This is a genomic window from Streptomyces sp. NPDC088354, assembly GCF_044753585.1.
GTDB lineage: Bacteria > Actinomycetota > Actinomycetes > Streptomycetales > Streptomycetaceae > Actinacidiphila.
The window spans coordinates 123,889-136,758 of sequence record NZ_JBIVNJ010000014.1; the positions used below are offsets into that span (position 1 = coordinate 123,889).

The window sequence follows — 12,870 nt, forward strand, 5'->3', positions numbered from 1 at the left end:
CCCTCTCGCGACGGCACGGGGCCACCCGGCGGGGGCGGAACGGCCCAGAACCGCCCCGCAGATCACCTCGTGCCGACGGCGGCCCGTACGGCCCGTCGCGCGAGCCCGGCGTCGTCGTGCAGCCGGCGCAGCAGCAGGCGCTGCTCCTCGCCGGCCTCCGCCGCGCCCGGACCGGCCGGGACGGTGCTGCGCATGGTGCGCTGCATGGCGGTCTCGTACGTACGGATCTCCCGGGTGATGACCAGCATCAGGTTCACCAGAAAGGCGTCACGCGCGATCGGTCCCGCGGCCTGCGCCATCTGGCTGATCTGACGCCGGGTCATCGGGTCGTCGCCCAGTATCATCCACAGCACCGCGAGGTCGTAGCCGGGCAGGTACCAGCCCGCGTGCTCCCAGTCGACCAGCACCGGGCCGGCCGGGGAGAGCAGCACGTTCGACAGCAGCGCGTCGCCGTGGTTGAACTGCCCCTGGACGTGGGCCAGGCCGTGCAGCATCTTCTGCAGGTCGCCCATGTCGCGGTCGGTGAGCAGACCCAGCTCGTGGTAACGGGAGAGCCTCGCCGCGTAGTCCACGGGCGCGTCGAAGACGCCGGCCGGCGGCCGCCACATGTTGAGCCGGGAGATCGCCCCGAGCGCCATCCGCACGTCGGCGCGCGGCGGGGCCTCGGAGGGGTGCCGCTGCAGGGCGGCCACCCGCCCCGGCATGCGCTCCAGCACCAGCGTGCAGCTCTCGGGGTCGGCGGCGATCAGCCGGGGCACCCGGACCGGCGGGCGGTGCCGCACGAACGCCCGGTACGCGGCGATCTCGTGCCGGTACCGCTCCACCCAGCCGGGGGAGTGGTCGAGCAGGCACTTGGCGACGGCCGGCGCCCGCCCGGAGGTGCCCACGAGCAGCACCGAGCGGCTGCTGCGGCGCAGCATCTGGACGGGAGTGAATTCAGGGGCGATGCGCTGCACAGAGGCGATGGCCGAGCGCAGCTGCGCGCCCTGTGGGCCGGTCAAGTCGAGCCTCCCGCTGAGCGGATGGGAGACACCGCCCGGGGCGCCCCGTCGAGGGGCGGGAAGCACGGGTCGCGGACGTACGGCGGTCCCTGTCCCGGCGAACCCCGGGATCTGAGCCGGCCGGGGCGGTGCGGACACGGAGGACGATGCTGAATACATGAGGGGGAGACAGATCCCTTCGTGTGCCAACGAGCTCTTGACGAGGTGGCGGGCCGGCGCGTGGAGCGGAGCCGGATCCGAACCGGGGCCGGTCCCGCATCCTGGGGAATGCGGGTCCGGGCCGGCGGTCCGTTCCTTCCACGCGCCGTGTGCCCCTCGCGGACAAGTACGCAGCGGCATCTCAAGGTGTTCAACGCTGATCGGCGTTTTTCGAAAGATGCTCGTTTGCGACCGTTCGCGAGCCGACTGGTGCCGGGCCGGGTGGCGCGTTCTTACTTGACCACTGATTGCGGGTGGCAGACCATCTGGCGAACCCTGGCGAACCCTGGCGAATGCTCGCGGCCGCTGTGACCGGCCATTAGTGTCAAGAGTGCCGAGGAACCTGGGGGCTTGAATGGACAAGGAAGCCAACACACGGCTCGCGGACCTGTTCGCACTCACCGGATGGTCCAAAGGAGAGCTCGCACGATTGGTCAACCGGCAGGCGGCGGCCATGGGCCACCCGCAGCTGGCGACCGACACGTCGCGCGTGCGCCGTTGGATCGAGACCGGGGAATCCCCGCGCGAACCCGTCCCGACCGTACTGGCAGCGCTGTTCACCGAGCGCCTCGGCCGTGTCGTAACCATCGAGGATCTCGGGTTCGGCCGGCACCGGCGTACGGAGAAGAAGCAGTCCGTCAGCGCCGACGGACTGCCCTGGCCACCGGAGCGAACAGCCGCGGTCCTCACCGAATTCACGGGAATGGACCTCATGCTCAACCGACGCGGTCTGGTGGGCGCGGGCGCCGCGCTCGCCGCGGGCTCCGCCATCAGCAACGCCATGTACGACTGGCTCCACACCGATCCGGCGCGCACCGCCGGGACACAGGCCACCGGTGACCCCTTCACCGCCGAAGCAGCCTCCTACGACCGGTACGAGGCGGCCCCCATCGGCTCCCAGGAGATCGAGGCGCTGGAGCGCTCGGTCGAGGTGTTCCGCGCCTGGGACGCGGCCCGCGGCGGCGGGCTGCAGCGCAAGGCGGTCGTGGGCCAGCTCAACGAGGTGGGCGGCATGCTCGCCTACCACCACCCCACGCACCTCACGCGCCGGTTGTGGGGCGTGGCCGCCAACCTGGCGGTACTGGCCGGGTGGATGTCGCACGACGTGGGCCTGGAACCCACCGCCCAGAAGTACTTCGTGATCGCGGCGCACGCCGCCCGCGAGGGAGGCGACCGGCCGCGAGCCGGCGAGGCACTGTCCCGGGCCGCCCGGCAGATGGTGCACCTGGGCCGTCCCGACGACGCGCTGGACCTGATGAAGCTGGCGCAGTCGGGCTCGGGGGAGCAGACCCTGCCCCGTACCCGCGCCATGCTCTGCACCATCGAGGCCTGGGCACAGGCGTCGATGGGCCGGGGCCAGGCGATGCGCCGCACCCTCGGCGAGGCGGAGAACCTCTTCGCCTCCGACCGGGGCGACGTCCCGCCGCCGAGCTGGATGCAGATGTTCGACGAGGCCGACCTGCACGGCATGCAGGCGCTGGCGTTCCGCACCCTCGCCGAGCACGAGCCGCTCGCGGCCCGGCAGGCCCAGATGCACGCCAGCCGGGCACTGGAGCTGCGCGGCAAGGGCCGTGAGCGTTCCAACATCTTCGACTACATCTCGCTCGCCTCGGCCCTGTTCATCGCCGACGACCCGGAACAGGCGGACCGCTACGCACGACTGGCGCTGCTGTCCATCCAGCAGAACTCCTCGGTGCGCACATGGGACCGGCTGCGGGAGATGTACCGGCTCACGGCGCGCTACGCCGACTTCACCAAGATCCAGGACCTTCGCGAGGAGATCGAGAACTCACTGCCCGCCCCGAAGCGCCGGGGCACCGCCATCTGATCCGGCCGTGCCGCCCCGCACCGTCGGACCGGGTGCCCCGCACCGGGACCAGCCGACTCGACGCCGAACGAGCCGGCTCTCCCGAGCGTCCGGAGGCTCTTTCGGACCTTCGGACCTTCGGACCTTCGGACCGGGCCGCGTGCACAGGGGGCAGCGGCGTGAACGCCCCTACCGGGCGCCCACGTCGATCATTCGAGTCACTGGGTCAGTGGAACTTGGCGATGAGCACGCAGGCGTCGTCCTCGCGCTCGGGGGCGCCGAGTTCCTCCACCACGATCCGCACACACTCCTGAGGAGTGCGGGCCTGGGCGAACCTCGGGCCGAGCTCCAGCAAGTGACGTACTCCGACGGAGGCGTCCGCCGCCGACCCGCGACCCGGGCGGCGCGGCGTCAGCCCGTCGGTGTGCAGCACCAGCAGATCGCCGGGCATCACGTCCAGAGCCGCCTGGCCGTACTGGGCGCCGGCGGTGGCGCCGAGGAGCACCCCCTCCGGCGCCTCCAACTGCCGCCCCGTCCCGTCGCGGAAGAGCAACGGGGCGGGGTGGCCGGCCTGCGACCAGACCAGGCGGCGATCGGCGGGGTGGTACCGGCAGCACAGCGCGCTGCCCAGGGCGGGCTGGGCCGAGCTGTCCAGCATCTGGTTGAGCCAGCCCATCAGCGGGCCGGGCTCCAGACCGGCCACGGCCATGCCGCGCAGCGCGCCGAGCAGCATCGCCATGCCGGACGTCGCGGACACCCCGTGCCCGGTGAGGTCGCCGACGGTCAGCAGCGCCGAGCCGTCCGGCAGTTGCAGCGCGTCGTACCAGTCGCCGCCGATGAGGGCGCTGGTCGCGGACGGCAGGTAGTGCGCGGCCAGGTCGACCGCGGGCGGCCCGCCGTCCTGCGGGAACCGCAGGGAGCCACGCCACGGCGGCAGCACGGCTTCCTGCAGCTCGACCGCAAGCCGGTGCTCGGTCTGCGCGATCTGCCGCTCGCGCTGCAGCGAGTCACGGGTCTCCCGCAGCGTTCGCTGGCTGCGGCGCAGTTCGCTGACGTCGCGGAGCACCGCCCACATCGAGGCGGTGGCGCCGGCGGCGTCGAGCACCGGCTCGCCCACCATGTGCACCGTGCGCACCGCGCCGTCCGGGCGGACGATGCGGAACTCGCAGTCGATCGGCCGGGCGTCCACCAGGCAGCCGGTGACGGCCGTGCTGAGGACCGGCTGGTCCTCGGCGAAGAGGAAGGTGGGCAGCTCGTCCAGGGTCAGCGGTCCGTCGTGCCGTTGGCGCCCGAAGATGCGGTACAGCTCGTCGGACCACTCGACACCGTCCGTGACCAGATCCCACTCCGCGCTGCCGGCGCGCCCCAGGGCCTGCACGGCGGCGCGCCCGGGAGCGGGGACGGAGAGGAAGGTCTCGGGCGGCGGGTAGGTCGCGGTGTCACGGCCGCGCGCCGGATCCGCGTCGGCCGCGGCGTCCGAGCCGGGCAGCCCCTCGCGGAGCTGGCCGAGGTGCTCGCCGAGGTCGTCCAGCTGGTGGACGGCCAGGTCGCACAGCGCGCGCTGCCAGCGCTGCCGCGGGTCCTCCGTGTCGTCGGCCGCGTCGCGGCGCACCGCGTCGACCCTGCCGCGCAACTGACGTGCCTGGGAGATGAGCGCGTCCACAGCACCGGGTTCCGGTTGCGCGGTGGCACGATCCTCATGCAAATGGGGCGGCATGACGCTCTCCGAACATGTCTCCGATGCGGACGCCGGCCGATCTGGGGCCGTACGGATGGGCCAGTCACGACTGTTGCACAAGGCGTGAGGGCCTGTAAGGGTTTCGGCGATACCCGATCCGGTGGTGCTTCCGGCATATGCCGGGAGCCTTGCGGCCCGCGACGTGTTCACCCTCCGCGGAATGGCCCGGTCCGGGTAAGCTTCGGGCGGTCGCCCGCGGGGCCCCCGCGGGCCGTCCTGGCCCTGGTCACCGGGTTTGAACCCGGGACGATCTGCGAAGATACCTCGCAGTCGGCAACGGAAAATCCCGTTGCCAACCTACCCCCCGCACCGGATGCTGACCTCATGTTCGACCCCGACATAGCGCCCAGCGGTACCCTTCTCGGCCTCCTCCAGCGAGGACGCGGAGACGGGACCCTGCATGCCCTCGCGGCGCGGCGAGCCGACGCGCTCGCCGCGCTGGAGCAGTGCGTCCTGCGCGACCCACGCCACGACTGGCGCGTGGAGTCACGCTCCCTTTATTACGCGCGCTTGTACTCCGAGCTCGAGGGCCCGCTCGACGGCATCGAACAGCACCTCTTCTCCCCGGACGACCTCGGCGGCTTCGGCGGTCCCGACGGCACGGCCGGCCCCGACGAGCACCGCTGCGGCCTCGCCCTGTCCGTGCTCGGCCACCTCGCCGGCTACGGCCGTCGTGACGCCGTGCTGCTGCTCCGCCGCTACGCCGCCGAGGGCGGCAACTGGGAATGGGCGCTGGACGAGCTCGCGGTGCGCGACGACGACGAGTCGCTGCGCGCGCTCGGCCCCGCCGTCCTCGCCCGCTTCCCGCACACCCCCGAGGGGGACGCGCGGCTCGCCGCCGCGCTGCGCGAGGCGTACGAGCCACGGCCCTGGCGGCTGTGGGCCGAGGACCCGGACCCCGCCGTCTCGGACCGCGTGCGCAAAGCCTCGGAGCAGACCGCCTTCGACCGATGGCAGCGCCAGATGCGGCCGGCCGGCCCGACTCCGGGGTGGAGCGTCCGCGCCGTGCTCGACTGGGCCGAGGAGGGCCTGGCCGCCGATCCGCCGCAGCACCGCGACGCGCCCGCCGCCCGCTGCCTGGCCGCCGTCGCCGGACCCGAGGACCGCGACGAGCTCCTCGCCGCCGCCCGCGGCGGTCCGGACGCGGCCCGCGCCGCCGCCCTGCGGCACCTCGCCGACCGCCAGGACCGCGCCGCCCTCGACCTCGTGGAGGCGGCCGCCGCCGGTCCCTCCGATATCGTCGCCCGCGCCGCGCTCGAATCGTTCGCCCGCATGCGCAGCGTTGCCGCGGTGGCCCGTGCCCGCGCCTGGTCCGCCCGTGAGGACGCCCTCGGCGCGGCCGCCGCCCGCATGCTCGCCTGCCGCGGCGGCGCCCAGGACGCCGACCGGGTCCTGGGGGCCCTGCGCCGCCTCGTCCAGCACGAGGGGGCCGACGCCGACGGACTGGCCGAGCTCGTCGAGGGCACCGGCCGCCTCAGGATCGACTGCGCCGCCCCGGTCCTGCGCCACATCTACCGCGAGACCTCCTCGTCCCAGTTGCGCGGCGTCGCCGCGCACGCCCTGGCGTGCACCGACCCGTCCTTCGGGGCCGGCCTCGCCGTCGAGTGCCTGTGGGACTGCGAGGAGACCACCCGCGAGCTCGCCGCCGGGGCGGCCACCACCGCCGACGTCCGCGTGCTCGCCCAGCTCCGCCGGCTCGCCGCCGACCCGGCGGAGGAGGCCGAGGTCCAGACCGCCGTCCGCGGCCGTCTCAGCTCAGGCGAACCCGCCCGCTGACCGCGTCCCGGGGGGACGGCCCCCCGGTGGTGCACCGGCGTCCGTCCCCCGCCGCCGGGGCAACAGGGGTGCCCCGTACCGGTTTTCGGACACCTTTGCGGGACGTGGGAACTCGGCGGCGACCGGCGGCGTTCTCTTTCCACGGTCGGCACTCGCAGCGCCACTCGACCGTCGCACGACGGCGTCTTCCGGGGCTGTCGATCATTTGGGCCCGGTTCGCGCAGGACCGGCGCTTCGGGCGGAAGGCGCAGTGCGGGGCCAACGCTCATGGCCCGTTCCCCCAGGTGAAAGATCCACGTGGCCGGGAACACGCCCGGAGAGCCGACAACGTCCGTATGCGAGTAGCCATCGTCACCGAGTCCTTCCCTCCCGACGTCAACGGAGTGGCCCACTGCGCCCTGCGCACGGCCGAGCATCTGGTCCGCAAGGGCCATGAACCGCTGGTGATCGCGCCAGCAGGACCGCACGACGTACCACGCGGAGACGACCCCTGCCCGGTCGTCCGCGTGCCGTCGCTGCCGCTGCCCGGCTACCCGCAGGTCCGGGTGGCGCTGCCGAGCCGCAGGACCGCCGCGGCGATCGCCGCGCACCGCGCGGAACTGGTCCACCTGGCCAGCCCGTTCATCCTGGGGGTGCGCGGCATGGCCGCCGCCACCCGGCAGCACATCCCGGCGGTGGCCGTCTACCAGACGGACCTGGCGGGCTACGCCCGTACGTACCTCAGCCTCGGCGAGAACACCGCGTGGCGCCGCATCCGCGCCGTGCACTCCGCCGCGGACCGCACGCTCGCCCCGTCGAGCGCGTCGCTGAACGACCTGGAGGCGCACGGCGTGCCGCGGGTCCACCTGTGGCCGCGCGGCGTGGACTCCTCGCGCTTCGACCCCTCGCACCGCGACGAGGCGCTGCGCCGTGAACTCGCCCCCGACGGCGAGGTGCTGGTCGGCTACATCGGCCGGCTCGCCCAGGAGAAGCACGTGGAGCTGCTGGCCGGTGCCTGCAAGCTGCCCGGCGTGAAGGTGGTCGTCGTCGGTGACGGGCCGAGCGCTCCGAGCCTGCGCGAGGCACTGCCCGGCGCGGTCTTCCTCGGCCGGCGCACCGGGCACGACCTGGCGCGGATCTACGCCTCGCTGGACGTCTTCGCCCACACCGGCCCGTTCGAGACGTTCTGCCAGACGGTGCAGGAGGCCATGGCCAGCGGCCTGCCGGTGGTCGCACCCGCCGTGGGCGGTCCGCTCGACCTGGTGACGCACGGCCGCACCGGCCTGCTGGTGCCCCCCGGCGACATGGACGCGGTCACCGAGGCCGTACGGACGCTCGCCTCCGCGCCCGCGGTGCGCGACCAGTTCGGTGCCGCCGGCCGCGCCGACGTCGCCGCGCGCACCTGGGACGCCGTCGGCGACCTGCTCCTCGGCCACTACGCGCAGGTGCTCAACGAGCGTACGGCGGTGGCCGCGTGAACCGCCCCCTGCGCATCGTCCGGCTCGCCAACTTCGTCACCCCCACCTCCGGCGGCCTGCGCACCGCGCTGCGCCACCTCGGCGAGGGCTACGTCGCGGCCGGCCACGAATCCGTCCTGATCGTCCCCGGGGCCGGCGCCTCCGACGAGATGACCTCCCAGGGCCGCGTCATCACCCTGCCCGGTCCGCTGGTCGCCGGCACCGGCGGCTACCGCGTGCTGACCGGACGCCCGCGGCTGGAGCGGCTCCTGGACTCGCTGCGCCCGGACCGCCTGGAGGTCTCCGACCGCACGACGCTGCGCTGGACCGGCGAGTGGGCCCGCCGCCGGCGGGTGCGCGCCGTCATGGTGAGCCACGAGAGCGTCGACGGTGTTCTGCGCACCTGGGGCATGCCCAGCGCCATGGCACAGAACGCCGCCGACCGCATCAACCGGCGCAGCGCGCACCACTACTCGCGCATCGTGTGCACGACGGGCTGGGCCGCCGCCGAGTTCGAGCGGATCGGCGCCCGCAACGTCGTGCGCGCACCGCTCGGCGTCGACCTGGAGAACTGCCACCCCTCGCACCACGACCCGGAGTTGCGGGCCCGGTACGCGGGCGGCGCGGAGATCCTGATGGTGATGTGCTCGCGGCTGTCGCCGGAGAAGCGTCCCGGCCGCGCTCTGGAGGCACTGGCGTACCTGCGCAGCCAGGGTGTGGACGCGGTGCTCGTCGTCGCCGGCGAGGGCCCGATGCGCGAGCGGCTGGAGGCGCGCGCCCGCGAGGCCCGGCTGCCGGTGTCCTTCCTGGGCCACGTCTCGGGCCGCCACTCGCTCTCCGCCCTCCAGGCCACCGCCGACGTGGTCCTGGCGCCCGGTCCGGTGGAGACCTTCGGGCTGTCCGCCCTGGAGGCCCTGGCCTGCGGCACCCCGGTCGTGGCCAGCGCCCTGTCCGCCCTGCCCGACATCCTCGGCCCGGCCGGTGCAGCCGCCACGGACGACGGCCCCGCCTTCGCCGACGCGGTCAGGCACCTGCTGTCCCGGCCCGAGCACGTCCGGCGCGCCGTCGCCCGCGCCCAGGCCGAGCGGTACGGCTGGCCCACCGCGGTCAACGCCTTCCTCGCCGCCCACGACGCCGCCCCCGTGTACAGCCCGGAGGCCGCGACATGACCACGGCGGGCACCGACACACCCGTCGCCGCGGAGACACCCGGACCCGCTGCCCCGGTGGCCTCCGTGACCACCGCGCCGGTCGTCGCGGCCGCCCCGGTCACGCCGGTCGCCGTGCCGGTCACGCCCGTCGTCCCCGCCGCGGCCCCCGCGCAGCCGGCCCGGACGTGCGTGCCGTCCCTGGTGTCGAAGCTCGGCGCGCGCGAGGTGCGCTTCGCCGCGCTGGGCGACTCCCTCACCGCCGGACTCGGCGACCCCGTCCCCGGCGGATGGCGCGGCTGGGCCGCGCTGCTGGCCTCCGGTCTCGCGGCGGAGCCGTCGGACGTCCGGATGATCAACTGCTCCCGCAGCGGCGCGCTCACCAAGGACGTCGCGGAGGAGCAGCTGAAGGAGGCGCTCAGCCACCGCCCGCACATCGCGTCCGTGGTGGTCGGCGCGAACGACACCCTCCGCGGCTCCTTCGACATCGTCACCGTCGCCCGGCGGCTCGACGCGGTCGTGGGTCAACTCCGCGCCCACGGTGCCGTGGTGCTCACCGCCTGCCTGCCCGACCCCGGACGCATGCTGGGGCTGCCGTGGCCGCTGGCCCGCCCGCTGGGACGGCGCATGGCCGAGCTGAACGCGGTCGTGCACGCCCTGTCGGAGCGGTACGGGGCGGTGCACCTGCACGCCGCCCGCCACTCCTGGGTCGCCGACCGCACGTCGTGGAGCGCGGACCGGCTGCACCCCAGCGAGCTGGGACACCGCCTGCTGGCCCGGGAGTTCCACAACCTGCTGGTGGCGGAGGGACTGCCGGTCGGCGAGCCGCCGTCAACGGTCCCCGGGGGTCCCGGGCCCGGCGCCGCGGCGAGCGTGCTGTGGATGGCGACGAAGGGCACACGCTGGGTCGTCGCCCGCTGCACCGACCTGCTGCCCGACCTGATGCGGCTGGCCGGCCAGGAGGCCCGGCACCGCCTCGCGGGCACCGACGGCCTGCTGGAACTGCGGTCCCGGCACGCCACCGAGCTGGCGCTCGCACGCCTTTCCGGCCCGGCGCCGACGACGTGACACGGACCGCGTCCCCCGTCGGGCGGATCCGGCGGTCCGGCGGTGAACGCGCTCGGGGCCGGAAGGCCTCGCGAGGGTCCTGGAGGGGCACAGGAGGCGGGGGAGGAGAGCCGGGGGCAGCGGAGCACGGCAGGGGGACAGACCGGCCCGTCCGCGTCGTTTCGGCCGATGTCGGTGGGACGGCCTAGTCTGTCGTCGTGACCACCACCGTTCCGCACCAGTTCAGCGGCGGTGTCCGGCCCGCGTCGGGACCCGCCGCCGATGAGGGCCTGGCCCGTCGGCTCAAGGCCCTGGCCTGCACCGCGCCGCTGCACGATCTCGACGTGCGCAAGGCCAACCTCGCGGGCGAGTACTCGGTGTACGCGATGGCCGAGGTCGCCCTGGCCGCCATCGACCTGGTCACGCTCAACATGGACTTCGACACCGGGGCCGACCACGACCAGATAATCTCCCGGCTGATGCCCCGCGTCGCCGCCCAGGCACCGGGCCGTTCCGTCGCCGAGCACGAGCGGGTGGCCCGCTGGGTGCTGGAGAACCTGATCAACGTCGGCAGCGTCGACCGCGGTTTCCGCGCCGTTTACGGCACTTTCGGGCCGGACGGGGCGTATGTCCGCAGGGATTACGACTTCAAGCTCGTCGAGGAGGTCCCCGGCCGCGACGGAACGGTCTACCTGCGGACCACCGACGAGGCGGTCAACGTCCTTGTCGGCGCCCTCGACACCGACGTCACCAGCGCGCAGATCGCCGCCGAGGTCAAGCTGGAGGTGCTGGTCAACCGCGGCCGCCTGGCCGACGCCCAGCTCGCCGCCGAGCAGGCCCGCTACCGCACCGTCCAGTACGCCGAGTCGCTGCGCCGCGCCCTGGACGCCACCCGCCGCAACGTCCGCGCCGTCGACTGGCTGCGCACCGTGCCCGACATGATCGACGAGGCGCTCGGCCACGTCGCCGACCGCTACCGGCACGAGAACGCGATCCTCACCAACATCCGCAAGGCCCGCGACGAGGCCGAGGACCCGGAGAACAAGCGCCGCGCCGCCGAACTCGTCGACATCGTCAAGGACTGCATCCGCCGCCACACCCAGCTCCAGTCCCGGCTGCTGGAGGCCGGCCCCATCTTCCGCGCCGAGCAGGACCGCCAGGCCTTCGCCGCCCCGCGCGGCAGTGCCCTCGTCGGCGTGCTCGACCTGTACGGGCAACTGGTCGCCCCCGTCCTCCCGCTCCCCGTGGAACGGGCGCTGCGCGTCACGGACGCCTGGTTCGCCCGGGGCACGGGCTTCCGCACGGCCGCGTCCGTGCGCGTCACCGACCTCGTGGACGCGCTCCTCACCCCGCCGCTGGAACGCGAGCACCTGGGCGCCGAGATGCCCGAGCCGGACCTCATCGCCACCCCGGACGACAGCCGCTTCAGCGAGGAGCAGCTGGAGTCCGCGCTGGATCTGCTCGACCTGCCGCACGACGCCCCGCGGCGGCTGTCCGGCCTGCTGGCCGAGGCCCGCCGCCGCGACCCCGAACTGCCCTACCTGGTCGCCCTGCTGGCCGTGCACGCCGCCAGCCCGCCGGTCGGCACGGCCTACCGGCAGGGCGAGGGACGCCTGCTGTTCGCCGTCGACGACGGCACCGCGCTGGAGGACCCCGAGTTCGGCGGTGCCGACCTCATCGTGGGCACCGCCCGGCTGGACGCGGCCGGGATGGCGGCGGAACGCTCGGAGGTGGCGTGACGAACGCCTCCACCGTGCGCCGCACCGGCGCCCGCCCGACCGCACACCGCACCACCGTCCGTCCCCAGGAGACCACCCCGTGAACGACCACCGCGAAGGCGAGAGCGCGCCGCAGCCCGCACCCTCCGCCGGCACGGCGGGCGTCACCCCCGCCGACGCCGCGGACGCCGCCCGTCTGGTGGCCTTCGGGCTCCAGCCGAAGCTGCTGCCCGCCCGCGACGCCGAGTACGCCGAGCTGATCCGCCGCTACCGCGAGGACCCCCCCTTCGCCCGGCTCGCCGACGCCGTCGCGACCGGGCTCGGCCTCGTGGTCCTGGAGGTCTCGCCGCGCGCGGGCATGGCGATGGCCGCCGGGGAGGACTCGGTCTTCGCCGTCCGCATAGGCGACTACTCACGCCGCGCCGCCTCCGACGCGGGCGACCGCTTCCTGCACGGCCTGGCCCATCTGGCCACCGCCGCCATGGCGTTCCCGCGCCCGGAGGACCTGGCCGACGACGGCTACATCGGCCGGGTCACGGTCAACGGCATCGACGGGTTCCTGCGCCAGGCCTGCCGCCGGCTGGAGGAACGCGCCGAGGAGCAGGGCGAGAACACCGATCCGGCCAGCGACGCCCCCGGGCTGGAGGCCGCCTGGCGCGTGTACGTGCGCCGCAGTTCGACCGGTGCCACCAAGGACGCCCGCCGGCTGGCCGGTTCCACCACCGGCATCGTCGGCAAGGCGGTGGCGTTCCTCGTCGACTCCGGCTTCCTGCAGCGCACGGGCGACGAGTCCGGCGGCACGTTCCGTACCACCGCCCGCTATCAGTTGCAGGTCCGCGACATGGCCGGCAGCGCCGCCATGGCAGAGCTGCTGGACCTGGGCATCGTCCCGGTGGCCGACGACTCCGCCGCGCTGCTGCCGCCCGAGGACGGCGAGGACCTGGACCTCGTCGCCGGTGCGGGCCTGCCCTTCCACTCCTGAGCCCGGCCCGCTTCCCCGGT

The 12,870-nt window shown here is 74.3% G+C and carries 9 protein-coding genes; 7 read left to right on the plus strand and 2 right to left on the minus strand.

Features of this window, described 5'->3' with window-relative positions; genetic code table 11:
* Positions 1-62 precede the first annotated feature (62 nt).
* Complete coding sequence (locus ACIP98_RS21940; protein WP_319665874.1) at positions 63-1,160, minus strand: aminoglycoside phosphotransferase family protein; 1,098 nt, start codon at positions 1,158-1,160, stop codon at positions 63-65.
* 394 nt (positions 1,161-1,554) lie between these two features.
* Here ACIP98_RS21940 and ACIP98_RS21945 point away from each other — a divergent pair, with 394 nt between their 5' ends.
* The gene (locus ACIP98_RS21945; protein WP_319665875.1) at positions 1,555-3,027 is read left to right on the plus strand and encodes a hypothetical protein; all 1,473 of its coding nucleotides are present in this window, start codon (positions 1,555-1,557) and stop codon (positions 3,025-3,027) included.
* 205 nt (positions 3,028-3,232) lie between these two features.
* On the opposite strand, the gene ACIP98_RS21950 is transcribed toward ACIP98_RS21945, so the two are convergent.
* Positions 3,233-4,723, minus strand: coding sequence for a PP2C family protein-serine/threonine phosphatase (locus ACIP98_RS21950; protein ID WP_401977535.1), 1,491 nt, complete (start codon positions 4,721-4,723; stop codon positions 3,233-3,235).
* Positions 4,724-5,068: 345 nt separating this feature from the next.
* On the opposite strand from ACIP98_RS21950, the gene ACIP98_RS21955 reads away from it, so the two are divergent.
* The 6 genes from ACIP98_RS21955 (at position 5,069) to ACIP98_RS21980 (ending at position 12,850) form a co-directional block, all read left to right on the plus strand.
* Positions 5,069-6,520 (plus strand): HEAT repeat domain-containing protein, encoded by a 1,452-nt coding sequence (locus ACIP98_RS21955; protein ID WP_319665877.1) that lies wholly within the window; start codon positions 5,069-5,071, stop codon positions 6,518-6,520.
* 335 nt (positions 6,521-6,855) lie between these two features.
* Positions 6,856-7,977: a glycosyltransferase family 1 protein gene (locus tag ACIP98_RS21960; RefSeq protein ID WP_319665878.1), complete on the plus strand. Its 1,122-nt coding sequence runs from the start codon at positions 6,856-6,858 to the stop codon at positions 7,975-7,977.
* Positions 7,974-9,125, plus strand: coding sequence for a glycosyltransferase (locus ACIP98_RS21965; RefSeq protein WP_401977537.1), 1,152 nt, complete (start codon positions 7,974-7,976; stop codon positions 9,123-9,125). Before ACIP98_RS21960 ends, ACIP98_RS21965 begins: the two co-directional genes overlap by 4 nt.
* A complete protein-coding gene (locus ACIP98_RS21970; protein ID WP_401977539.1) occupies positions 9,122-10,171 on the plus strand; it encodes an SGNH/GDSL hydrolase family protein in 1,050 nt (349 codons plus the stop codon). Before ACIP98_RS21965 ends, ACIP98_RS21970 begins: the two co-directional genes overlap by 4 nt.
* A gap of 197 nt (positions 10,172-10,368) precedes the next feature.
* A complete protein-coding gene (locus ACIP98_RS21975) occupies positions 10,369-11,889 on the plus strand; it encodes a hypothetical protein (protein ID WP_401977541.1) in 1,521 nt (506 codons plus the stop codon).
* Between the two features lie 79 nt (positions 11,890-11,968).
* A complete protein-coding gene (locus ACIP98_RS21980; RefSeq protein WP_319665882.1) occupies positions 11,969-12,850 on the plus strand; it encodes a hypothetical protein in 882 nt (293 codons plus the stop codon).
* Positions 12,851-12,870 lie beyond the last annotated feature (20 nt).